This is a genomic window from Flavobacterium sp. B167r (genome assembly GCF_056824315.1).
This window is the reverse complement of sequence record NZ_CP124859.1, coordinates 4,010,880-4,037,153: the sequence shown is the minus strand read 5'-3', so window position 1 is coordinate 4,037,153 and position 26,274 is coordinate 4,010,880. Positions and strand designations below refer to the sequence as shown.

Here is a 26,274-nt window from a genome sequence, read left to right as displayed (position 1 = left end):
TTTTTAAGATGAAAAAATATTTAAAATACATAGCCATTGCTGCAGTAGGAGCAATTGTTTTAAGCTGTGATAACTATGTAGATATCAAGACCGAAGGAAAATTAATACCAGAAGAAACTTCCAATTACAGATATCTTCTTAATAATAGCTCCATATTAGATAAATCTTATGGAATTGTAGATGTAGCATCAGATGATATTAGTTTTCAAAATGATGCACAAGCTACAGCTTTAGGAGGATCTGATTATTATCGTCCTTTTACCAATTTGTATAAATGGTCTGATGTTGTCTATTTTGATGGTGAAAATGATTATGATATGAACAGTTTATATACCGCATTATCTTATGTTAATGTTGTGATTAATGAAGTAATGAAAAGCAAAAACGGAACAGAAGCCGAAAAGGCTGCTTTAAAAGGAGAAGCAGAAGTACACCGTGCTTTTATTTTTCTGACTTTGGTAAATACCTTTGGAAAGGCTTATGACGCCACAACTTCTGCGACAGATCCAGGAATTGTTCTTTTTACAACTGCAACTGTTTCAGATGATATCAAAAGAACTTCGGTTCAGGCTGCATATGATGTAATTCTTAGTGATCTAAATGATGCTGTTAATGCGGGATTAAAACCAGTTAATACGGGTAATAATGTAGCATTCCCTTCAAGAGCAGCAGCATACGCACTTTTGTCCAGAGCATATTTGTGCATGCGCAATTATCCTTTAGCATTAGAAAATGCCGAAAAATCATTAGCGTTACAAAGTACATTGAACAATTTGCAAGATTATGAATTTGCAGCCTATCCGTCAAGAAAACTCGATAATGAGTTGATATTATCGAAGTGGAATGGATATAGTACTTACACTTATGCGCCTCAATTGTTATCATTAAGTAACGAATTGATTAGTTCATTCGATACTAATGATTTACGTTATGTATTGTTTACACAGCCAACAAGCAGTTTTAATTCTGAATATACAGTAGGAAGAACTTACGCAAAAGAAGGTTTGACAGGAGAAAGCAGAAATGCAGGTCCAACTGTACCAGAAATGATGCTTATAAAAGCAGAATGTCTTGCAAGAGCAGGTTCTGGAGAATTAGCAATGGCTGAAATCAATAAATTGAGACAAAAAAGATTTAGAGCCGAACAATTTGTGGCTTTGACGGCAACAGACAGTAAAGATGCTTTAAACAAAGTTTTAGCAGAAAGAAGAAGAGAATTAATGGGATCAGGTGGTTTTAGATGGTTTGATTTGAAAAGATTAAATAAAGAACCAGAATTTGCCATAACAATTACACACACTTTTGCCGGACAAACATTTACACTTTCCCCAAACAGTGATCGTTATCAAATGCCATTTGCCCCAATTTATTTTGAATACGCTCCAAACTTACAGCAGAATCCATAATTATAATAATCATAAAAGTGCACTCAAGTTTTTTTGAGTGCACTAAATTTCAAAAAACAAACAAATGAAAAATATCAAACTGATACTATTATTTTTCGGTATCACAAGTACTTTATTGGCTCAAAGCGGGGGAGAAAAATTTCTTGTTTCGCCAGAACATCCAAACGCAGGTGAAGAAGTTACTATAACTTACAATGCAGCTAACACACCTCTTGCAAATGCAACTCATGTTGAAGGTGTTGTTTATACTTATGACAATTTCAGATGGCTTGCAGACGATATTACTTTAAAATCAGCTGGTGATAAAAAATGGCAGACTAAAATGAAACTTTCTAAAAAAGCTTCTTTTATTACCTGTGTTTTTAAATCGGATACCATTAAAGATAATGGAGAAAAAATGACATATTCATGGATTCTGGATAAAAATGAAGGTTCTTATATCGGTTGGGGATTTTTAAGAAGTCCAGATTTACAAGATCAAGTACCGAATATTGTTCACGACAGTGCTTATACCAAAAAAGAGGTGACATTGTTTTGGATTAATAATGAATTAAAATACCATCCAAATGCACGTACACATATTTTTTATGAGGGTGCAAAAATCAAACAGCTTGAAACTGGAGAACAACAGCCAAAATTAATAAAAAGAGAAGTTCGTTTTGTTTTAGCAGAAAAGGAATTAGACAATCCAACACAATACAACATTCAGAAAGCGATTGGTTTAATGGCGCAGCCAGAACATAAAGTTTTTGCAGATTCTGTTCAGAATGTTTTATTAAAGAGATATCCAAACGGAGTTTGGGCTCGTGATATCGAAATCAAAAAAGTATTTAGTGAAACAGATTTTAATAAAAAAGTAGCGCTGTATGATGCATTTGAAAAAAACTTTCCTCAACGTAATTTTGAAGATGTTTTAACAGACACAGAAAGCCTTTTTTACGATAAAATGGTAAAAAGTATTGTTTACAATTATATCGTAAAAAACAAGGATTACAGTTATGCTATCAACAGCGTTAAAACGGTTTCATTCAATATGTTGGTAGATTATGCGTGGCATTTAATTTCTATTCCTTTTGACAGAGATCAGGAAGGAACTGAAAAAGCATCTTTGGAAACACTTAAAAAATATGCAGATGTTATTATTCCAGAAATGGAAAGCAGAGAAGCATTTGTACCAAAAGAATACCTTGGAAAATTATCTCCAAATGAATGGAAAGCACAAACGTTAAAAAGTGCAGCCAGAGAATATTTTACTTATGCGAAGCTTTTAGAAATTTTCAAAAGTTATGATTTATCTAAAAAATATTTAGAAAAAATCAAACCTATTATGAAGTTTGAAGATGCACCATACAACGAAGTTTATGCGAGAATGCTTTTAAGAGAAGGGAAAACTGCGGAAGCAAAAGCTTACCTAGTTTCAGCTTCAAAAGCAAATAAAATTACGCCTGCAGCTATTGCAACTTTAAAAGATTTATTTGTGAAAGAAGGAAAGAAAGAAGCAGATTTTGATGCTTATTTTCAGTCTTTAAAATCAGATACAAATGAAGATCACAAAAAGAAATTAATCGCAGAATTGATTAATCTTCCAATCGACGGATTTGAGATGGAAAGCAGCCGTGGCGGAAAAGTAAAACTAGCCGACCAAAAAGGTAAAATTGTGGTTTTGGATTTCTGGGCAATGTGGTGCGGACCTTGTAAAAATGCTATGCCAGGAATGAATATGGCAGTGAACAAATACAAAGCTGATGAGAATGTGAAATTCTATTTTGTTGATACAATGGAATACATCAAAGATTTTAAAGCGCAAACTCAGGCTTTCATTAAAGAAAAAGGATTTGATTTTACGGTTCTTTATGACAGTAAAAACCCGAAAACAGGAAAATACGATGCAGTTTATGACAATTATTCGAAAGCATTTCATTTCTCAGGAATTCCAGAAAAAATGATCATCGACCAAAATGGAAAATTAAGATGGATGTCGAATGGTTATTTTGGAAGCCCAAGCGAATTGGCTGACGAAATTTCGATTATCGTTGAATATTTAAAATCTGAGAAAAAATAATTTAGTTAAAAAAGGTTAAGTAATGAAAATTGTTCGTTTTTTATATCTCAGTATTTTTGTATTGTTCTGTCAGACTGGTTTTTCTCAAACCATCTGGCAGGCACAATATAACTCTTCGCGTATTATTTTATCCGGAGATTTAGCAAAGTACAAAACAGACTCATTAACAGTTAGCATTCCTGAATTTGAAATGAATAAAATCAAAGTAGGAACGCAGATTGCAGGAGATAGTCTTTCTTTTAAAAGTGAAATGTATGGTTTTTCATTTAAAGGAAAATTCAACTCAGAAAAAACTGGAATTGCAGGAATATTTAATTATTACTCCATTGCAAACGGCGCAATTTTTTTAAAGAAAGAAAAAGAAATCCAACCGTTAGATTTTCCGCAGCATCCCAAGAAACCTTATCCGTATCAGGTTATTGATATGACTTTCCTTGGAAAAAATACCAAATTGACTTATGGAGGAACTTTGACTATTCCGCAAGGAAAAAAGAAATATCCGTTAGCGATTTTAATCTCAGGAACTGGTCAGCACGAAAGAAATTATACCTACATTGGAAGAGAGTTTTTTACAGTTTTAGCAGATTATTTGGCAAGAAACGGAATTGCTTCTTTACGTGTAGACGACAGAGGAATTGGAAAAACAACGGGTGATTTTCAAAATGCTACAACTGGAGATTTTGCTGATGATGTTGATGCAGAAATTGCTTATTTGAAAAGCGATAAAAATATTGATGCTTCTCACATCGGGCTGATTGGCCATAGCGAAGGAGGTATGATTGCTTCTATTGTGAGCTCGAGAAATAAAGACGTAAAGTTTATGGTCAGTTTATCTGGAGTTGGAGTAAGCGGATTGGAAATGCTGAATCTTCAAAATACAGCAATCCTTAAAAGCTATAAGTTTTCAGATAAAGTGGTGGCAAAACAAATGGAAATGTACAACATCATGTTTGATATTGTTTACAATACCAAAGACGGCGAATCGGCTCAACCCGCAATGGAAGTGAAGTTAAATGAATGGATGAAAAAGCAAGATTCTACTACATTAAAAGAAATACATCTTTGGGATGGAAGAGAAAAAGATTTCTTATACCGTTATGGAAAAGATGCAGATAGAAAATGGTATCGTTATAATATCCACTATAAGCCAGAAAATTTTCTGCCTAAGATTACCATTCCTGTAATGGTTGCAAACGGCGATAAAGATATTCAAGTTCCAGCAGAAGAAAATATCAGTTCATTTAAAAAATATCTTGCTACAAAAGATCTGACGACAAAGATTTATCCAGGTCTAAATCATATGTATCAGCATTGTAAAACCTGCACGCAAAGCGAAGTCAAAGAACTAGATGAAGTTTTTGCCGAAGAAGTAATGGCAGATATTTCAAAATGGATTTTGACCCGTTATAAAAAATAACAATTATCAAGTGGGAGCGGAGCTTCTCCCGAAGTTTCGGGACGTTCAGCCTGACAAACTTTACTTGATATTTAGAAGTTCTGGATAAGTCTCCCTAAGCGAAGTCGAAGGGCGCAAAGATTGGCAAAACAACTTTAGTATTTCATTCTAACATCATGAAAAAAATATTCCTTTTTATCGCAATTTTCTTTGCGGTAAGTAACCTTACTGCCCAAATTTACGATCCCGTTTCGTTTACGACATCCGTGAAAGAAATAGGAGAAAACAAATATACCTTGAGTATAATAGCCAAAATTGATAAAAGCTGGCATATTTATTCTCAAAACGTTCCATCTGGTGGGCCAGCACCGACGAGTTTTACTTTTCCGAAGTCTAAAAACTATAAAACCATCGGTTCTGTAGCCGAACCTGCTGGACATGAAGTAGATGATCCAGTTTTTAATATGCGGATTAAATATTTTGCAGATAAAGCCATTTTTACTCAAACTATAGAACGTAAATCCGCAGATGCTTTTACCATAAATGCAATTGTGTTTTTTATGGTTTGTAATGACAACAGCTGTCTACCTCCAGGAGAGAAAGAGGTGAAATTTACCTTCAAAAAATCGGATGCACCGGTTAAAAATGAAGATGCAGCAAGTGTAGCGATAGAAGATAAAAATAAAGATTTGCCTGCAAAAGACGAATCAATTACTAAACAGGATACCACAAACAACACAACAAATTCTGTTAGCATTGCCAGCAAAGACACTCCTGAAAGTTTAAATAATTCAGAAACTGCTTCGGGAAAAACAGCCCCTGAAGAAAGCCTTTGGACACTATTTTTCTTCAGCTTTTTAGGAGGTCTTGCGGCTTTGTTTACGCCATGCGTATTCCCGATGATTCCAATGACGGTGAGTTTTTTTACCAAACAAAGTAAAAATAAAGCCGCGGGAATCAGAAACGCTATGATGTATGGTATTTTCATCATTGTAATTTATGTGATTTTAGGAAGTTTAGTGACTGCAATTTTTGGTGCAGATGCCTTAAATGCTTTGGCAACAAACGTTGTTTTTAATGTCTTTTTCTTTCTGCTTTTACTGGTTTTTGCATTATCCTTTTTAGGTGCTTTCGAAATTGTTTTGCCAAGTTCATGGCTGACCAAGATTGACAAGAAATCAGAAATTGGTGGCGCTTTCGGAATTTTCTTTATGGCATTGGCATTAGCTGTAGTTTCATTTTCATGCACAGGGCCAATTGTTGGAACTTTATTGGTTCAAGCGGCTAGTCAGGCAGGAATTGCGCCAATTGTTGGAATGCTAGGATTTTCGTTAGCCATAGCTTTACCGTTCACTTTATTTGCAGCTTTTCCAGGCTGGATGAATTCCCTGCCAAAATCAGGCGGATGGCTGAATTCGGTTAAAGTGGTTTTAGGCTTTTTAGAATTGGCTTTAGCCTTTAAATTTTTAAGCAACGCCGACTTGGTTTTGCAATTGCATTTATTGGAAAGAGAAGTGTTTTTGGCTATTTGGATTGCCATATTCACGGTATTAGCATTCTATTTATTTGGAAAAATCCAATTGTCACATGATTCTCCCACAACATACATTTCTGTTGGAAGATTGAGTTTAGGAATTGTCGTGTTGTCATTTGTGGTGTATATGATTCCGGGATTATGGGGTGCCCCTTTGCAATACATCAGCGGGTTTCCGCCAGCTAAACAATACAGCGAATCTCCAAATGGTTTTGGAAATGCAATAGCTCCAAGTTCAGAAAAGAGTGCATTGCCTGAAGGTGCAGAAAGCGGGCCAAATGGAATTCCGACTTTCCATAATTATGATGAAGGTTTAGCTTACGCGAAAAGAGTAAACAAACCCGTAATGATAGATTTTACAGGTTATGCTTGTGTCAACTGTCGAAAAATGGAAGAACGTGTTTGGCCAGATCCAAAAGTGCTTTCGGTTTTAAATAATGATGTCGTTTTGATTTCGTTGTATGTAGACGACAAAAGGCCTTTGCCAGAAAATGAACAAGTTATTTCTAAAATTACAGGTAAAGTTTTAAAATATACAGGTCAAAAATGGAGCGAACTTCAGATTCTGAAATACAAAACCAATGCACAGCCGTATTATGTTTTAATGGATCATAATGAAAATGATTTAAATAAACCGTCGGCTTACAATCCAGATATTAACGCTTATTACAATTGGCTTCAAGAAGGAGTCCGGAATTTCAAAAAATAACTTAAAATTCATTGGGTTTAATTTTTAAATACATAGAATCATAGCATTAGGATTGAGTGAAAAGGCATCTCATTTATATAAACATAGACAGTAACCTTGTAGTTATGTGTTGAGACACTAGTTTTTCTTCAATTATCTTTTTAAAAGAAATAAAAAACCTATGTTTCTATGTGTTTAAAAAAACAACCCAAAAATCAAAAAATATCAAATGAAAATCTTTCAATCAAAATATTGGCTTTTTGTCCTTTTAATTGGATTTAAGAGCGCCGCTCAGTTTTCGACAACCGTTCCGCTGAGCAAAGATGTAGTTTCAGGAAAACTGAAAAACGGAATGAAATATTATGTTCTTCATAACGAATGGCCAAAAGACCGTGTTTGTTTTTACTTCGCCCAAAATGTGGGGGCTATTTTAGAAAACGACGACCAAAACGGACTGGCGCATTTCTTAGAACACATGGCTTTTAACGGAACAAAAAACTTTGAAGGAAAAGGCATCATTGATATGCTGGAAAAAAAAGGAGTCAGTTTTGGTAAAGATATTAATGCTTATACTGCACAAGATCAAACTGTTTACAATTTAAGTAATGTTCCAGCAAATGATTCGAAATTAATAGATTCTTGTCTTTTGGCTTTACACGATTGGTCTGGTTTTCTTTCTTTAAAAGATGCAGAAATCGATGCAGAACGCGGTGTAATTCGCGAGGAATGGCGTACAAGAAGAAACTCAGACTTCAGACTTCGTTTAGAAACGGATAAAGTGTTGTATAAAGATTCTAAATATGCAAAACGTGATGTTATCGGTGATTTAAATCTAATCAATACATTTGATTATCAAGTTCTAAGGGATTATTATAAGAAGTGGTACCGTCCAGATTTGCAAGCTGTTATTGTAGTTGGAGATATTGACCCAGTAGAAATTGAAAAGAAGATTATTGCGACTTTTTCTTCTATCGAAATGCCTAAAAATTCTGCTGAGCGCTATTATGTTTCGGTTCCTAAAAATAAAGGAATGAATTATGTTCTGGCGAAAGACAAAGAAGCGCAGGAAACTAGCGTTGTATTATATTTTAAAAAGGATTTTGATAAAGTAAAAAACAACGAAACAATTAGAAGAGATTTAATTAATAATCTTTGTACTGATATGATGAACAGGCGCTATCAAGAATTCATTCAAAACAATGAAACGGCTGTTTTAAATATAGGAACTGGATCTTCAGAAGTTTCAAGACTTACGAATTCTTATTATTTGTATGTAACTCCAAAAAACAATAAAACTATAGAAGGTTTCAAAGAAATGATGATTGAGACTGAGAGAGCAGTTCGTTACGGATTCACGCAAAAAGAATTGGACCGTAACAAGGAAGCAGTTTTGAGCTCGTTCGAAAATTTATTGAATAACAAAGATAAATTCGAAAGCGAGGCGCTTTCTGAAGAATTGGTTAATTACTTCCTGAAAGCTGTGCCGTTTGAGAGCATTGAAACGCAATATGAAAAGGTAAAAGTGAGATTAGCTTCTATAACTCTTGCAGAAGTAAACCAGGCGGTTAAGAAACTTCAGACAGCAGACAATATCGTCATGACCGTTACTGGCCCAGATAAAAAGGATGCGGTCTATCCGTCACAAGCAGATTACGAAAAGATTATGGCATCTGTTAAGAAAATGGCTCTTGAAAAATATAAAGAGACCGATACAGATAAACCTTTAATAGCCACTGAATTGAAAGGTTCTAAAGTGGAAAAAGAAACGCCGGTTGAAGGAATTGAAGGAGCAAAAACTTATGTTTTAGCAAATGGAGCAAAGGTTGTTTTATATCCTACGGCTTTAGCAAAAGACGAAGTTTTATTTTCTGCTTTCAGTTTTGGAGGAAGTTCATTAATTAAAACAGAAGATATTCCTTCGGCGCAAATTGCGGTAAGTCTGGTAGAAAATTCAGGTTTGGGCACATTTAAAAGCACTGATTTGAATGATAAGCTGAACGGGAAAATCATTAATATTAAACCTTATATCACCGAGCTGTCAGAAGGTTTTGAAGGTTCAAGCAATCTGAAGGATTTCGAAACGCTGCTGCAACTGCTGTATCTGTATTTTGAGGAGCCAAGATTTGATAAAGATTCGTACGCTAGAATGGTGACTAGTTTCAGCAATTCATTAGAAAATACAATCAATACGAATCCAAAAGTTTTTCAAGATAGCATTTCGCAGTTAAATTACAATCACAGTAAAAGAGTTCCATTATTAAATGAAGAATTTTTGAAAAGATTGAGTTTCGAAAAAGCATCAGAACTTTACAAACAAAGAATTCAAAATGCGGGTGATTTCACTTTTGTGTTTACTGGAAATCTTCCTGAAAATTCGATTGCGTTAATCGAAAAGTATATTGGGAGTATAAAATCTGACGCAAACAAAAAAGAAAATTTTGTTGACAATCATCTTGATCCAGCACCAGGAATAGTAAAGCAGTTATTGGTTCGAGAAATGAATGTTCCAAAAGCAAGCGTTTATATTCGTTTTGTAAAACAATTTCCTTATAACTATAAGAATGTATTTGTATCGCATATTTTATCAGAACTATTATCTAAAAAATACTTGGATTTAATTCGTGAAGAAGAAGGCGGAAGTTATGGCGTTCATGTGCAATCTGGAGTAAGCCGTTTGCCTTCTGACGAATACTCAATGACAATCAATTTTGATAGTGATCCCGAAAAAGAAGAAAAACTGACTAAAATTGTCTATGAGCAGATTGAAGCAATCCAAAAAAATGCGCCAAAAGAAGAAGACGTTCAATCGGTTAAAAACACACTTTTAAAATCGAGAGCAGAGAAGGTTATGACCAACGGATTTTGGTTAGGGAGTTTAAATAAGATGATAGTGAGCAATGAAACTTTTAAAGACGATGCTATTTACAAGAAAACATTAAATGAAGTTACAGCAGAAGATATAAAAACTTTTGCAAAAGAGTTTTTCGCTAAACCGAGTACAGTTGAAGTAATCATGAAATCGAAACTCAAGGTTGCCGCACCTGAATATTAATAATATATTGGTTTTTCACTCATTTTATTTTAGAAGTATTTGAATTAGTAAGCTTGTATACTCACTTGAAAAACCTTATAAAGAGCTGTTTTTGCCAACAGCTCTTTTTTTGTTGCAAATATGTTCAGGAACTGAAATCTTAACAAAAGTCTATTGTATGTTCTATATATGAAAATCATAATAGGTAACATTTTATTTTTAAAATTTGTATTTTGTGCTAATTTATATCTAGGTAATTGATGAAAAACTAATTTTTGGGCTAAATATTGATTTTTACTTTAATATAAAGAGTATAAAAATTCATTAAAATGGCACTTTTTTCTAAAATGTAAGATAAAGCTTTGTGTTTACTTTGAAATCAGGTAATGTAAATTTAATATTATCAGTGAGTTATGTGTGTTTTGAAAAATTTTTGAAAAAAAGTCATTGCAAATGCTAGGAAATCTAAATAAAGCTCCTATCTTTGCACCCCGCAAAACACGGAAAGTTCCTTGAGAGATTGGCAATAAAAATGAGATAATGGAGGCGAAAAAAAAAGCTTCAAAATTTTTTCAAATTTTTCTTGCGAGAAACAAAAAGAATTTTTAGTTTTGCACCCGCTTTGAGATACAGGCGAAAAGACAGAAATACACGTTCGTAGACATATTGAATTGACAGCCGTTCCGATGAAAATCGGAACAAAAGAAATAAGAGCAGTAGAATCGGAAGATTTTAAAAGAACCTGAATAAGGCATCGAGATATAATATTAAAATATACGATGAAGAGTTTGATCCTGGCTCAGGATGAACGCTAGCGGCAGGCTTAACACATGCAAGTCGAGGGGTATATGTCTTCGGATGTAGAGACCGGCGCACGGGTGCGTAACGCGTATGCAATCTGCCTTTCACAGAGGGATAGCCCAGAGAAATTTGGATTAATACCTCATAGCATTATAGGATGGCATCATTTTATAATTAAAGTCACAACGGTGAAAGATGAGCATGCGTCCCATTAGCTAGTTGGTAAGGTAACGGCTTACCAAGGCTACGATGGGTAGGGGTCCTGAGAGGGAGATCCCCCACACTGGTACTGAGACACGGACCAGACTCCTACGGGAGGCAGCAGTGAGGAATATTGGTCAATGGGCGCAAGCCTGAACCAGCCATGCCGCGTGCAGGATGACGGTCCTATGGATTGTAAACTGCTTTTGCACAGGAAGAAACACTTGCTCGTGAGCAAGCTTGACGGTACTGTGAGAATAAGGATCGGCTAACTCCGTGCCAGCAGCCGCGGTAATACGGAGGATCCAAGCGTTATCCGGAATCATTGGGTTTAAAGGGTCCGTAGGCGGTCTTGTAAGTCAGTGGTGAAAGCCCATCGCTCAACGGTGGAACGGCCATTGATACTGCAGGACTTGAATTATTGGGAAGTAACTAGAATATGTAGTGTAGCGGTGAAATGCTTAGAGATTACATGGAATACCAATTGCGAAGGCAGGTTACTACCAATTGATTGACGCTGATGGACGAAAGCGTGGGTAGCGAACAGGATTAGATACCCTGGTAGTCCACGCCGTAAACGATGGATACTAGCTGTTGGGCGCAAGTTCAGTGGCTAAGCGAAAGTGATAAGTATCCCACCTGGGGAGTACGTTCGCAAGAATGAAACTCAAAGGAATTGACGGGGGCCCGCACAAGCGGTGGAGCATGTGGTTTAATTCGATGATACGCGAGGAACCTTACCAAGGCTTAAATGTAGATTGACCGGTTTGGAAACAGACCTTTCGCAAGACAATTTACAAGGTGCTGCATGGTTGTCGTCAGCTCGTGCCGTGAGGTGTCAGGTTAAGTCCTATAACGAGCGCAACCCCTGTTGTTAGTTGCCAGCGAGTCAAGTCGGGAACTCTAACAAGACTGCCAGTGCAAACTGTGAGGAAGGTGGGGATGACGTCAAATCATCACGGCCCTTACGCCTTGGGCTACACACGTGCTACAATGGCCGGTACAGAGAGCAGCCACTGGGCGACCAGGAGCGAATCTACAAAGCCGGTCACAGTTCGGATCGGAGTCTGCAACTCGACTCCGTGAAGCTGGAATCGCTAGTAATCGGATATCAGCCATGATCCGGTGAATACGTTCCCGGGCCTTGTACACACCGCCCGTCAAGCCATGGAAGCTGGGGGTGCCTGAAGTCGGTGACCGCAAGGAGCTGCCTAGGGTAAAACTGGTAACTAGGGCTAAGTCGTAACAAGGTAGCCGTACCGGAAGGTGCGGCTGGAACACCTCCTTTCTAGAGCCCGAGTGTTAGCGCAAGCACGCTTGGGAAATAAGATGCCCGATAGGGTTTTTGGATCTTTAAAATTGTATTGCTCTTGCTGTTAATTTAAAAAAAATGAAAAATTAAGAAAAACAGAGTCTCGTAGCTCAGCTGGTTAGAGTACTACACTGATAATGTAGGGGTCGGCAGTTCGAGTCTGCCCGGGACTACTATTTGACTTAAAAAAAGGAAATTTTAGAAGTTGAGCGTTTATGAGCATTCATAACTCATAATTCATAACTCATCATTTAAAAATGGGGGATTAGCTCAGCTGGCTAGAGCGCCTGCCTTGCACGCAGGAGGTCAACGGTTCGACTCCGTTATTCTCCACCAAGGGCTATAAGCTGTAAGCTGTATGCCGTAAGCTGAGAAAGCTTAAAGCGTATTGCTTAAAGCCTAAAGCGAAATAAAGTTCATTGACATATTGGGATAAGAAAATAATAAGAAAGTAGAAAGCGTTTTTTGCAATTTATTGCAAAAAACAAAAAAAAACGGTCTTGTTTTAATTTACAAGACTGGTGCAATAAGCAAAATAAGGGCGCATGGGGAATGCCTAGGCTCTCAGAGGCGATGAAAGGCGTGATAAGCTGCGAAAAGCTGCGGGGACGGGCACACACCGACTGATCCGCAGATACCTGAATGGGGCAACCCGCTATGTTGAAGACATAGCACACCGATAGGTGGGCAAACCCGCTGAACTGAAACATCTAAGTAGGCGGAGGAGAAGAAAACAAAAGTGATTCCGTAAGTAGTGGCGAGCGAACGCGGATTAGCCCAAACCAGTGCTGTTACGGCAGTGCTGGGGTTGTAGGACCGCGACATTTCATGCGCAAGGAACCGGAAGTTGCTGGAAAGTGACGCCATAGAGGGTGATAGCCCCGTATGGGCAACAAGCGTAATGGATAGCGGTATCCTGAGTAGGGCGGGGCACGTGAAACCCTGTCTGAATTTGGCGGGACCATCCGCTAAGGCTAAATACTCCTGAGAGACCGATAGTGAACCAGTACCGTGAGGGAAAGGTGAAAAGAACCGTGAATAACGGAGTGAAATAGATCCTGAAACCATGCGCTTACAAGCGGTCGGAGCCCTTTCGTGGGGTGACGGCGTGCCTTTTGCATAATGAGCCTACGAGTTAACGCTGCTGGCAAGGATAAGTGGTTAAGCCACGGATCCGCAGCGAAAGCGAGTCTGAATAGGGCGCTTTAGTCAGTAGTGTTAGACGCGAAACCGTGTGATCTACCCATGGGCAGGATGAAGCGCTGGTAACACAGTGTGGAGGTCCGAACCGGTTGACGTTGAAAAGTCTTCGGATGACCTGTGGGTAGGGGTGAAAGGCCAATCAAACTCGGAAATAGCTCGTACTCCCCGAAATGCATTTAGGTGCAGCGCTGATAATAGTTATATAGAGGTAGAGCTACTGATTGGATGCGGGGGCTTCACCGCCTACCAATTCCTGACAAACTCCGAATGCTATATAATGTTTTACAGCAGTGAGGGCTTGGGTGCTAAGGTCCAAGTCCGAGAGGGAAAGAACCCAGACCATCAGCTAAGGTCCCCAAATATATGCTAAGTTGAAAGAACGAGGTTTGTCTGCCCAGACAGCTAGGATGTTGGCTTGGAAGCAGCCATTCATTTAAAGAGTGCGTAACAGCTCACTAGTCGAGCGGACGAGCATGGATAATAATCGGGCATAAGCATATTACCGAAGCTATGGATTTTGCAGTAATGCAAAGTGGTAGGGGAGCATTCTGACAGGGCTGAAGGTGTGCCGTAAGGCATGCTGGACCGGTCAGAAAAGAAAATGTAGGCATAAGTAACGATAATGCGGGCGAGAAACCCGCACACCGAAAAACTAAGGTTTCCACAGCTATGCTAATCAGCTGTGGGTTAGTCTGGTCCTAAGGCGAACCCGAAAGGGACAGTCGATGGCCAACGGGTTAATATTCCCGTACTGCCAATTGCTGTGATGGGGTGACGGAGTGATGAAAGCGCCGCGAACTGACGGAATAGTTCGTTGAAGTACCTACCTATAAGAGATGCAGGCAAATCCACATCTTTTGGGGAAATACGATAGTACTCGGAGTCTTCGGACAAAGAGATAGTGCGCCTAAGGGCTTCCAAGAAAAACCTCTAAACTTCAGGCAATTGGCACCAGTACCGTAAACCGACACAGGTAGTTGAGGAGAGAATCCTAAGGTGCTCGAGAGATTCATGGCTAAGGAATTAGGCAAAATAGACCTGTAACTTCGGGAGAAAGGTCGCCCCCAGCAATGGGGGCCGCAGTGAAGAGGTCCAGGCGACTGTTTATCAAAAACACAGGGCTCTGCAAAATCGCAAGATGAAGTATAGGGCCTGACACCTGCCCGGTGCTGGAAGGTTAAGAGGAGATGTTATCTTCGGAGAAGCATTGAATTGAAGCCCCAGTAAACGGCGGCCGTAACTATAACGGTCCTAAGGTAGCGAAATTCCTTGTCGGGTAAGTTCCGACCTGCACGAATGGTGTAACGATCTGGACACTGTCTCAGCCATGAGCTCGGTGAAATTGTAGTAACGGTGAAGATGCCGTTTACCCGCAGTGGGACGAAAAGACCCTGTGCACCTTTACTATAGCTTAGTATTGACCTTGGATAAATGATGTGTAGGATAGGTTGGAGACTATGAAGCGGCGTCGCCAGGCGTTGTGGAGTCATTGTTGAAATACAACCCTTTGTTTATCTGAGGCCTAACTCTTCGATGAAGAGGACAGTGCTTGGTGGGTAGTTTGACTGGGGTGGTCGCCTCCAAAAGAGTAACGGAGGCTTCTAAAGGTTCCCTCAGTACGCTTGGTAACCGTGCGTAGAGTGCAATGGCATAAGGGAGCTTGACTGAGAGACATACAGGTCGATCAGGTACGAAAGTAGAGCATAGTGATCCGGTGGTTCCGCATGGAAGGGCCATCGCTCAAAGGATAAAAGGTACGCCGGGGATAACAGGCTGATCTCCCCCAAGAGCTCATATCGACGGGGGGGTTTGGCACCTCGATGTCGGCTCGTCACATCCTGGGGCTGGAGAAGGTCCCAAGGGTTGGGCTGTTCGCCCATTAAAGTGGCACGCGAGCTGGGTTCAGAACGTCGTGAGACAGTTCGGTCTCTATCTACTGCGGGCGTTAGAAATTTGAGTGGATCTGATTCTAGTACGAGAGGACCGAATTGGACTAACCTCTAGTGTATCTGTTGTCCCGCCAGGGGCACCGCAGAGTAGCTACGTTGGGAAGGGATAAGCGCTGAAAGCATATAAGCGCGAAACCCACCACAAGATGAGATTTCTTTTAAGGATCGTGGAAGATGACCACGTTGATAGGCTATAGATGTAAAGGCAGTAATGTCATAGTCGAGTAGTACTAATAATCCGTAAGCTTATGCACACCCTTTTCCCCCGATGCAGATCGGGGGAGGAAACTTTCTAAACGATAAAAACTTTTCTTTATCCCAGTATGTTAAAATATTATTTTAATTATTGACTGCAAACTGCAATTATTAATTGAAAGGATTGCCCAAAGCAATTATAACTTCTTAAGGTGGTTATTGCGGCGGGGCTCACCTCTTCCCATCCCGAACAGAGAAGTTAAGCCCGCCTGCGCAGATGGTACTGCAGTTATGTGGGAGAGTATGTCGTCGCCTTTCTTTGGAAAACCCCATCCGATACGGATGGGGTTTTCTGTTTTATAAAACTTTTGGATAAAACCTATAAACCACTCTCCCTTTTTTCGATGAAAATCTTTCTGAAGATATTCAGCTCTCGGCACAGTTCAGAATTTAAATAAATTATTCAGTAACTGTTTTTAACAAACTATTGACTGCTAAATTCCTCCTTCGGCATGAGATGTTATTTGCAGAAAACTTATTATGTTTAGCTTAAATTGGTAAGTTATCTCTGGTTGATCCAGTTTCAAAATTATGAAAGTTCTAAGGCTACCCGCTTGCTAAATTCTGTTTTCTGAAATTATTCTTTGTGCAAATAAAAATTGATTTTCCTGTAATGTATTTAGTAAACTGTGGTATTATCTTATAGCTTTTAGCCATTCTTCGGTCGGTTTGACTAATTTACGTAGGGATGTATCGAATAATCCTATTTTCATTTCTATATCAGAACAAATATTATTTTCGCTGTCAGTAATCCATTGTTTTATTGTTCCGATTTTTCCATCATATACTCCAGTTTGCGAGTAAATAACTACTTTCTGTCTTAGTTTTAGTTCCCTTATAAATCTAAGATTGATTTCAAGGATAACCGGACCTAAACCTGTATTTTTAATTTTGTCCAAACCATAGCCGTTTTCAGTTATGAACTGCCACCGGGCTTCTTCGTAAATTTGTAAATAGGTTGCATTATTTACATGACCAAATGTGTCAAGATGAAATTCTTTGATGGTGAGTTCATATTCGAAAATTTTGTTTGCCATTATATATATTGTTTTTAAGATTATTTCGTCCAAAAGAACTTCTAAAATTTATTTGAATTAGTTATTACTGTTTTCAATTCTATCGTCTGAATGTATTATATCCTGTTTACATAAGTAAGAAATTAGTTTTTTAATAATACAATCTCTCATAAAATCTTGTAGATAGGTAAATATAATAAAAAAGGTTTCATTTTATAATTTTCAACATGATTGAAGCTATTTCTAATTAAAGTTAAAAATTATGAAAAAGTATTATTTATTAGTTGCCGTTTTTTCTTTTCATTGGCAATGTCAGCGCAAACTGCTAATTCATTTTTACTTAATTTGTATGTAGGTTATACCTTTTCTGATAGAGTATTTTGATTCTTATATGGAAAAGTGGAAGATGGTTTTTATGGTCTAGGTTTGGAATATTTTGTAATGGATAACGCTTGAATTGAGTTAAAGTATAATAGACTGATATAAAGATGTCATTATGCCAAAGGTTTCTTTACCTAATGGGCGATAATTCCTCTAGGAACTCAAGTTAATGCTGGAGATGTGATAAAGGTACTGTTAATTATATATTAGTGATTATAGGTATTATTTTGGGTCTCTCAAAAGGCGCTTCCATTCTCTTGAGAGATTTCTCAGACTTTTTATTTATATAACAATTAAGTGTTTTTTTAGTGTGTTGTTGGGTGTTTTATTGACTTAATACGGATTTATTTTCTTTTCTTTTTTCCAAGCCATATTAGAAAACCTGTAACAGGAAGTGTCGTTGCAAGCAATGAAACCAGCAAAGCAAGAATCTTTGTAGGCAGACCGTATATACTTCCAGTATGAATCGGGTAAATAAGACGTTTTAATTTGTCTCCATTTGAAAAAGATGCATAAGATCTTGCTTCAATATTTTCGGCTGTATATTTGTCAAAATAAGCAGCACTTGACTGATAGGGAATAAGCTTTTCAGTATTTTCTTTTAATACTAAAATGCTATTTATTGTATCGGCCGGCATTCTGATTTGTATGTTTCCCTTATAAAGAAAAAGATTATCAGTTTGATCATAAATACTTTGGTAAAAATCTGTTTTTATTAAACCATGATCTGCTTTTGTTGGGTTTTCAATTTTGGCAGATGGTCTTTTATTGTTTCCGTCGGCGAGATAAAGGATACCGTTTTGAAACCAGGTGAAGGCAAAAAATAATCCCGTTAAAGAAATAATTAATAAAATAAAAAAGGAGTAGAATCCAATTGTTGAGTGCAGATCCCAAACAATTCTTTTAAAGGAAGCATCCCATTTTATCTTAAGCCGTTGTTTTAAGTTTTTGACTTTTTTAGGCCACCATAATATTAGTCCTGAGATTAGCATAAAAACAAAAATCAAACATGATGTTCCCATGATTATGCCACCAGTTTCTCCCATTAGTAGCTGTCTATGTATTTCTAGAATGATAGCAAAAAATCTGCTTTTCTGAAGATTCGATACCTGAACCTTACCAGTGTAAGGGTTGATAGAAAACAAATGGATCTTTTTTTTTGAATCTTTTCCAAATATTTGGATGGTGCGAGACGGGTTGCTAAATGTGCTAATGCGGGTTATTTCTTTTACTTCATATTGTTTCTTAAGTACATCAACACAGTAATCTAAACTTTTTTTTTCTGTTCCAATTTCTGAAACATTGTAATATTCGGGATTAAGGGTGCTGTCAATTTCTTTTTCAAAAACCAAGAGACTTCCAGTTAATGCTGCAATACAAATTATTAGACCAGAAGCTATTCCAAGCCATAAATGCAATAATCCGATTTTCCTTTTAAGTCCTTTCATTTAAACTATTGTGTGAAGTAAAACCTGTTTTTCTAATTAAAAAAAGTGCACAAATTTATATTTATTTGGAATGAATAGGAATTATTTTGATTTTTTTTTAAAGAATTTCTAAATAAATATTTGAAAAGGCTTAAAGATGTTCAATTCTGATTCCTTTGATATTTAATAAGTTTTGTGATTAAGTGAAGTATTTGCTTGTTAAACTAATATTAATTTATATTTTTGCGTCGTTTTTATTTAGAATGAATAAAAACAATACTAACCAAATTTATAATCAGATGAAATATTTTAGTTTAAAAGCATTACATTTCTTATTTATTTTTAGCTTTTTCTTTATAACAGCTTCTTATGCACAACAGCATGGAAAAATTAACGGAAGAATCACAACTTCAGATGGGAAACCTGCATCGGAAGTAAACGTTATTCTTAAAAATTCAAAGTACAGTACTTTTACAAATGAAGACGGTTATTTTGAATTTAACAGAATAAGAGAAAATAATTATACTCTGCAAGTATCTTTAACGGGTTACGAGATTTCTGAGCAAGAAGTTATGGTAGAGAATGGCAAAACAGCAACTATAAATGTACAGCTTAAAGTTTCTAATAAGGAACTAGAAGAAGTGGTGATTAATAACAGAAAAAGTTTAATCTCTAAGAAAACTACTTACGTAGCGAGAATGCCACTTAAAAACATTGAAAACCCGCAAGTATATAATGTTATACATAAAGAACTGATTCAGGAACAGATTGTTATTGATGTCGCTGGTGCTGTAAGAAATGCGCCTGGAGTCGTGCCTTTAAATTATCCGTCAGGAGGATTTGCTGTAATTTTTAGAGGATTTAGCGTAGGCATAAATTCAAGAAACGGTATGGAGACTCTTTCAGGAAGATCTTCTGTAGGCATTGCAAATGTGGAAAGAATTGAAGTCTTAAAAGGACCATCTGGAACATTATTTGGTTCTTCAGCTTCTTCTTTTGGAGGTGTTGTCAATTTGGTTACCAAAAAACCTTTCGAAACTACTGCTACTGAAGTGTCTTATACGGGAGGAAGTTTTAGTACTAACAGGCTTACTGTAGATGTTAATACGCCTTTAACTAAAGATAAAAAAGTTCTTTTCAGATTGAATGCAGCTGTAAACAGAGAAAAGAGTTTTTTAGACTACGGATTTAATAATACTTTGTCTTTCGCGCCAAGCATCACTTTCAAAGCAAGTGAGAAACTTACCTTCAATATCGATGCAGAATTGTTTAATGTAAACAATACAAGACCGTTGTATCCGGCTGCTACCGTTGCTTCAGGTATAACTAATCCAAGCCAAATAATGCTAGATTACAAAAAATCACTTGTTCATGATGATGCTGATGCAAAAACGTCGTCAACAAAAGCATTTGTGCAGGGAGAATATCAAATTTCAGAGAGATGGAAATCGACTACTTTGTTCTCATATGTAAATGAAGATGTAGATTACAGCTACCAAGTTTTGCCAACATGGACTGCACCAACTACTGCTACTATTAGAGCTACACTTTTTGGACCTATTTCAAGCAATTATACTAATATTCAAGAAAATATTAATGGTGAATTTTCTACAGGAATTTTAAAGCATAAAATTTTAGGAGGTATTAACTACAGATATTATACCGATACATTTTCGTCAACGCCAACACCAGCTGCTGCGTTTAGAACAATTGACGTGACAACTAACTTTACGCCAGTTAGAAGAAAAGATATTGATGCTGTGTTGCTTGCACCAGTGATTCGAGCAGGACGTGACGAATATACTTTTAGTGGATATGGTTCTTATGTTTTGGGAGTTTCTGACCGTTTGTTTGCGATGGCAAGTCTTCGTTTTGATAATTTCGAAAGAAAAGAAAGTGGTGCGGTGCCAGGATACAGCCAGAATTCATTATCTCCAAAATTGGGACTTGTGTACCAGATTTTAAAAGATCAAATTTCTGTATTTGGAAATTACATGAACGGATTTCAGAATTTAGCGCCTGTTAACCAGCCGGATGGGAGTCAGTTAATTTTAGATCCATTGTATGCTAATCAGTATGAAGCAGGTGTAAAAGCAGAACTTTTCAATAAAAAATTAAGTACAACTTTCAGTTATTATAATATTACCAATGATAATGCAGTGATCAGACAAGCAGATCTTGTTTATCAGCAGGATGGGAAACAGGTAAGCAAAGGAGTAGAGTTTGAACTTATTGCCAATCCTGTTGCGGGACTTGATATTACAGCAGGATATGCTTACAATGACAATCGTATTGTAAAAACTAGTGATGCAAATAAAGCAATTGAAGGAAATAAAGCGCAGGATGCTCCGGCTAATGTGATAAATTTTTGGGCTTCATACAAATTCCAAAACACGCTCAAAGGTTTAGGAATTGGCGCAGGAGCTAATTATGTCGATAAAAGTTATTTGACTACAGCAAATACTTTCTATATCCCGTCATATACCATTTTTAATCAGACTGTCTTTTATGAGCAGTCTAATTGGAGAATTGGTCTTAAGTTAAATAATATTACAAATGAAAAGTACTGGAGTTCATGGGGAGCACCACAAGCACCAGCTCACTTTTTAATAAATTTAGCTTTTAAGTTTTAACGTTAAAGCAAATAAATAAACAAAAGCCCCTCGTAATGAGGGGCTTTTTCGATTAGACCAATATTTCAGATTCTAAAGTGCTTTTCAATAACGGATAATTGACTTTTCCATTTGCTGTGAGCGGCACATCAGTAATGTGTATGGTTTTGATAGAACTGGAATGTAGATTAAGTTTGGCTTTTAGAACCTTATGAATCAGTTCTTTGGTTAAACTCTCATCCGTATACATAACAGCCAGATATTTATCATTTATTCCAAGACAAATCACTGTCTGTCCTCCCAAAGCATCTTTTAAAAGAAGTTCTGTTTCGTCAAGATTGAATCGAACCCCAAACAGTTTTACAATTCTTTTGATTCGACCTACAATAAAGTAATATCCTTCTTCATCTTTTCTAGCTTTATCGCCAGTATACAGTTTTTCCTGCTTTTCAAAAAATTTAAGATCATCTCTGATGTTGGCGTAACCTCCAAATACATTCGGACCGCTATAAATTAGTTCTGAAGTTTCAGGATCAACTTCAAATTGCCCATTTTTGACTGGTTTTCCAATGGAAGTTCCTTTTCTCAAAAGATCTTTTGGCGGCAGATAAGCCATACGGCCGCACGCTTCGGTTTGTCCGTATTGCGCAAAGAATTTTTTGTTGAATTTTTCACTGAAAGATGCGATTGCTTCAATCAATTTGTGGTTCAGCATTCCGCCAGTATGAGTTAAATATCTTAGCGAAGGATGATCTTTTCTGAAGAATCCAATACTGTAAAGCATTTCATAGAAATAAGGAACTCCTCCTAAAGTTGAAAATCCGTATTTTTTAAAATCTTCCCAAAACTCCTTTTGAAAAGCATCTTTATCTGTACAGACAATCTCTTTTGCTTTGATGCAATTTGTTGTAAAAATAGAGAGTCCGTAAACAAAATTTATAGGAACATTTAAAGGTACAACGTCTTCGCTTTCAATAGGCATATACTCCATAATTGATTTTGCGTTTGCAACAAGATTTTCATCTGAAAGTCTCACAAATTTAGGAGAACCTGTAGTTCCTGAAGTGCTTAGAAGAAGCTTAATTTTTTCATGTATTGGATAAAGGATATTGGTATTTCTTTTAAACAATACAATCGTTTCTGAAGCATTCACAGAAGTGTAACCGTCAATTGAGCTGCGAGAAGGATCGTAGATATAATAAGGCGTGTATTTTTGCTCGAGATTTTCTTTGAAATTCTCGAGCATTCCCATGCCTAATAACGCAACTGTATATCTGCTCTGATAGAAGTTTAATAATGTTTCTACAGCAGGAAGCTGATTGTCATTGTAAATAAAAACTACCGAACGTAGGTTTTCAATTTCCAACGACTGATGCATTTCTTCAATAGATTTTGAAATGCCCGTGCCGGAATCTGTAAAGACCAGTTTTTCATTTTTCCTAATTAAATTATATAATTCCATATATCAAGGATGTTCTAATTAATTTCATATCCGTATTTTTTCAAGATGTCTCTAATTTTAGCTACGCTGCCCATCTCCAAAATATCTTCCATTTCGATAGAAATATTATAAGTGCTTTCAAGTTCTTGAACTAAAACGAGATGGCTCATAGAATCCCATTCAGATATAGATTGATATTCTAATTGATCGTTTATTTCCTCAACAGGAATTTCAAAAGCTCTTGCAAATGCACCGTGTAATTGTTCTATTGTATTCATTTTTTATGGTTTTAAATTAAATTTATAATTGAGTTATTAAACTTTAGTATGTTTCCATCCTCCTTTGCGGAAAACAGTTATGCAGGCAGCCGCCAATACGATTTCTGAGATAAGAATAGCCGAGAAAACGCCATTAGATCCCAGTTTGAAAGAAATGCCCAAAGCATAGGCTAGGGGAATCTGTACGATGTAAAACATTAAGATATAAAGCCAGGTTACCGATTTTACTTCTCCTGCAGCATTCAGCGCTCGTGATATCACCATTGTATAGCCTAAAAGAATATATGCCATAGAAATAAAATGAATGTATCTCGTGCTGAAAGAAATAACTTCGGGATTATCAGTAAATATTCTGACAACAGGCGAAGCAAGAAATATCCAAGAAATTCCGATTGAAATCAGAAACACCATATTGAACATTCCTGCTCTCCAAACCGATTTTTCAGCTCTTTCAGGCTGTTTTGCTCCAAGATTTTGGCCAGTCAAAATTCCTGCTGCATTGCCCAATCCCCATGCAGGCATTGTAGCAATTGAAGTTACTCTCTGAGCCAAAATGTATCCTGCAAGCGCATTGGCTCCAAAATAGGACATTATTTTTATCATAATAACCCAACTTGAAGCAGGAATAATGAATTGGACAGTTCCTCCAAATGCCAGTTTTACAACTCGTTTTAGAACCTCTTTATTGACTAAAAGTTGCGCTCTTCCAATTCTTAAAATTGTTTTTCCTCGAACGAGATACCAAGCCTGATGCAGTACTCCGATAACGCGGGCAATTAAAGTTGCCAAACCGACACCTAGAAGACCATAACCAGGAATAGGACCCCAACCGAAAATGAAAACGGGACATAAAAGAATGTTTACTGCGTTTGAAAGCCAGAGTATTTTCATGGCTGTTGATGCATCACCTGCACCGCGAAATATTCCGTTGACTACAATTCGAAGAATTAGAAATCCGCTTGACGCGAACATCAAAACACTGTACGATGCTCCTTGCTGAATCATTGCAGCCGAAAGTCCCATTGCTTGCATTATTTCTGCAGCCCAAATAGAACAAACTAAGCTTATAAGCGCAGCAATAGGAACAGTTAAATAGATAACCTGCATGGCAGTATTTCCGGCAGCTTTGAACTTTTTCTCGCCAACTCTTCTAGAAATCATAGCCGAAGCCGCAATACCCAAACCGATTGAAACAGAATAACAAAAGGTTATAAAAGTAGTTGCCGCACCTGCAATAGAAATGGCATCTGTACCTAGTCTGCTGACAAAAAATAAGTTAGAACAGACAAATAATGATTCCATTAAAAGTTCGGCAACCATTGGCACAGAAAGCAGAAAAATGGTTTTGTTTATGCTGCCCGACGTAAAGTTGCTTTCGCTTCCTGTAAGTGAACGTTTTAAAAGATTGAAGAAAGAGCGTGTCTTTAAAATAGCTTCTTTCATGCGTTTTCTTTTTCTATTATTACTTCTTGATTGACAAGCTGATGCAATGGATTTGGAATAAAACCGCTTTTTTTCATGTGAGGAAAACCAGCTGTTTCTTCATAACCATTGTATAAACGTCGACTGTTGAAAATAAGACGTTTAAACTCAGGAATAAACAAATTATACTTGTCAAACATGTCCTTCAGTTCAGGATGTTCCTGCTGATATTCCATAATAATATCGTGGACACAATTCCAAAAAGAAATTTCATCATAGCCTGCAGAAGTAATCATTACATCGCTCAGATATCTGAAAAAAGCATCAAAAACAGCTATTAATATGGTTAATGGCGCGTTTTCAGGATTTGGAGAGGCATTAAATAAATTTTCAATAAATTCCTGAGGAAGTTTTTTCTTTCCTTCTTCATTAATTAAAATATCACCAGCAAAATCTTGCAAAGCAATACGCGTTGGAACATAATCTTTTAAAACCAGAATTACGTTTTGTCCATGCGGATCAATGCATAAAGAATGCTGATAATAAATCTGAAGTACAGGTTTTAGATAAGCTCTCATGTAGGCTTTCAGCCATTTTTCTGTTGAAAGACCAGATTTTTCAATCAGTTCTTCTACAAGACTTTTTCCATGATCGTCTACGTATAAAAGCGCAGCCATAGTCATTAAATTCTCTCCGTGTTTTAAAAAACTAACTGGACTTTCACGCCATAAAACTCCCAAGTATTCATTATACTGATAAGGAGGATTTTCAATTTTACTGTAATGCGGATGGGTGTAAGAAGCTGTCACCATTTCGCCCAAAAGAATCACATCCATTTTCTGCAAATGATCGTCTTTTTTTAGAATATCTTTCAAATAAGAAGTCAGTCGTGGCGCAATAAATAATTGTTTTGGACATAAACCTCTAATATGACTGGTATTTAAAATCGATATCGAAGTTTTGACATAATGTTTTCGCGGACTGCTTTGATTGAAAAAAGTACGAATACTTTGTTGTGGACTGTAAATATCCTCCGTTTCTTCTAAAGCAATAAGATTTTTAGACGCAATATCGCTTGCAAACTGCATTACCAATTTATTCTGCCATTGCCATAAGTGAACTGGAATAAAAATATAATCTTCAGGATTTACATGTAACTGCGCCAATTTATCTTTAAAAGCTTTTATTTTTTCAGAACCAATTTCATTTTCGTAAAACGATTGTTCATCCATTTCAGGCTGAAGGCGCAGAATAGCTCTTTTTTTATGAGCAGCGACCCATATGAGTTTTGTTTTCTGGCCCGATTCTGGCGTGTAATTTTCGTAATCTTGAGTATCAAAACCTATTCGGCCTTTGTTTACAATTACCCATGGATGTCCGTCAAGGCTGTGTTCAATAGTCTGAAAATCGGCATCAGCTAATTTAGCGGCAGACAAACGACGTTTAGAATGAATAAAAGCATCAGCATATAAAGTATGAAGCAATTCTTCAACATAATGAGCGAGTGTAAAAGAGTTAATTTGAAAAGTCTGCTGCATTTCCATGAAAAAACTCGGCACATCAATATGATCTAGCTTTATTTCGTTTTCAACTTTAACTATGCTTTCTTTTACAATATGCCAATAGTTTAAAAATCTTGGGTAAGCAGTAAAACGATAATAAATATTCTCGCTATCTGTCTGCAATTTAAAATGTGTCAAACCATCTATTTCAGTTCCTATTTTTTCTGGTTTCGCCACATCTTCTCGCATCAGTTCTGAAATGCTTTTGGCTAGAAGATTTCGATTTACTTTGTTCCATGTAGAAGAGTTCAAATGTTTTGTCTCTTTAAATGTATTTTCTGAAAGTGTCATGCTCAT

At 36.9% G+C, this 26,274-nt stretch carries 12 protein-coding genes, 2 tRNA genes and 3 rRNA genes; 11 read left to right on the top strand and 6 right to left on the bottom strand.

Annotated elements, in window-relative coordinates; genetic code table 11:
• Positions 1 to 8 precede the first annotated feature (8 nt).
• The 10 genes from QLQ96_RS18085 to rrf all read left to right on the top strand — a co-directional run bounded on the left by QLQ96_RS18085 (position 9) and on the right by rrf (position 16,096).
• Complete coding sequence (locus QLQ96_RS18085) at positions 9 to 1,406, top strand: RagB/SusD family nutrient uptake outer membrane protein (protein ID WP_482492280.1); 1,398 nt, start codon at positions 9 to 11, stop codon at positions 1,404 to 1,406.
• 64 nt (positions 1,407 to 1,470) lie between these two features.
• On the top strand, positions 1,471 to 3,468 hold the full coding sequence (locus QLQ96_RS18080) for a TlpA family protein disulfide reductase (RefSeq protein WP_482492278.1): 1,998 nt from the start codon (positions 1,471 to 1,473) through the stop codon (positions 3,466 to 3,468).
• Between the two features lie 22 nt (positions 3,469 to 3,490).
• A complete protein-coding gene (locus QLQ96_RS18075; protein ID WP_482492276.1) occupies positions 3,491 to 4,885 on the top strand; it encodes an alpha/beta hydrolase family protein in 1,395 nt (464 codons plus the stop codon).
• 155 nt (positions 4,886 to 5,040) lie between these two features.
• On the top strand, positions 5,041 to 7,107 hold the full coding sequence (locus tag QLQ96_RS18070; protein WP_482492274.1) for a protein-disulfide reductase DsbD family protein: 2,067 nt from the start codon (positions 5,041 to 5,043) through the stop codon (positions 7,105 to 7,107).
• A gap of 208 nt (positions 7,108 to 7,315) precedes the next feature.
• Entirely contained in the window at positions 7,316 to 10,138 is a 2,823-nt protein-coding gene (locus tag QLQ96_RS18065; RefSeq protein WP_482492273.1) for a M16 family metallopeptidase, read from the top strand.
• Between the two features lie 755 nt (positions 10,139 to 10,893).
• A 16S ribosomal RNA gene (locus QLQ96_RS18060) occupies positions 10,894 to 12,407 on the top strand.
• Positions 12,408 to 12,530: 123 nt separating this feature from the next.
• Positions 12,531 to 12,604 (top strand) — tRNA-Ile (locus QLQ96_RS18055).
• 86 nt (positions 12,605 to 12,690) lie between these two features.
• Positions 12,691 to 12,767: transfer RNA gene (locus QLQ96_RS18050), tRNA-Ala, on the top strand.
• Between the two features lie 187 nt (positions 12,768 to 12,954).
• Positions 12,955 to 15,837, top strand: a 23S ribosomal RNA gene (locus tag QLQ96_RS18045).
• 149 nt (positions 15,838 to 15,986) lie between these two features.
• Positions 15,987 to 16,096, top strand: a 5S ribosomal RNA gene (gene rrf / locus QLQ96_RS18040).
• Together the 16S, 23S and 5S rRNA genes with 2 tRNA genes alongside form the textbook arrangement of a ribosomal RNA operon.
• Before the next feature lie 377 nt (positions 16,097 to 16,473).
• On the opposite strand, the gene QLQ96_RS18035 is transcribed toward rrf, so the two are convergent.
• Entirely contained in the window at positions 16,474 to 16,875 is a 402-nt protein-coding gene (locus QLQ96_RS18035) for an acyl-CoA thioesterase (RefSeq protein ID WP_482492272.1), read from the bottom strand.
• A gap of 704 nt (positions 16,876 to 17,579) precedes the next feature.
• Entirely contained in the window at positions 17,580 to 18,683 is a 1,104-nt protein-coding gene (locus QLQ96_RS18030; RefSeq protein ID WP_482492271.1) for a PepSY-associated TM helix domain-containing protein, read from the bottom strand.
• Between the two features lie 278 nt (positions 18,684 to 18,961).
• On the opposite strand from QLQ96_RS18030, the gene QLQ96_RS18025 reads away from it, so the two are divergent.
• On the top strand, positions 18,962 to 21,295 hold the full coding sequence (locus QLQ96_RS18025; RefSeq protein ID WP_482492269.1) for a TonB-dependent siderophore receptor: 2,334 nt from the start codon (positions 18,962 to 18,964) through the stop codon (positions 21,293 to 21,295).
• Positions 21,296 to 21,347: 52 nt separating this feature from the next.
• On the opposite strand, the gene QLQ96_RS18020 is transcribed toward QLQ96_RS18025, so the two are convergent.
• Genes QLQ96_RS18020 through QLQ96_RS18005 form a run of 4 tightly spaced genes read right to left on the bottom strand, consistent with a single transcriptional unit; the run spans position 21,348 to position 26,274 of the window.
• Positions 21,348 to 22,736 carry an AMP-binding protein gene (locus QLQ96_RS18020; protein ID WP_482492268.1) on the bottom strand — a complete coding sequence of 463 codons (1,389 nt, stop codon included), beginning with the start codon at positions 22,734 to 22,736 and terminating at the stop codon, positions 21,348 to 21,350.
• 14 nt (positions 22,737 to 22,750) lie between these two features.
• On the bottom strand, positions 22,751 to 22,993 hold the full coding sequence (locus tag QLQ96_RS18015; protein WP_091130053.1) for an acyl carrier protein: 243 nt from the start codon (positions 22,991 to 22,993) through the stop codon (positions 22,751 to 22,753).
• A 36-nt stretch (positions 22,994 to 23,029) separates the two neighbouring features.
• On the bottom strand, positions 23,030 to 24,436 hold the full coding sequence (locus tag QLQ96_RS18010) for an MATE family efflux transporter (protein ID WP_482492266.1): 1,407 nt from the start codon (positions 24,434 to 24,436) through the stop codon (positions 23,030 to 23,032).
• The gene (locus tag QLQ96_RS18005; protein WP_482492264.1) at positions 24,433 to 26,274 is read right to left on the bottom strand and encodes an IucA/IucC family protein; all 1,842 of its coding nucleotides are present in this window, start codon (positions 26,272 to 26,274) and stop codon (positions 24,433 to 24,435) included. Before QLQ96_RS18005 ends, QLQ96_RS18010 begins: the two co-directional genes overlap by 4 nt.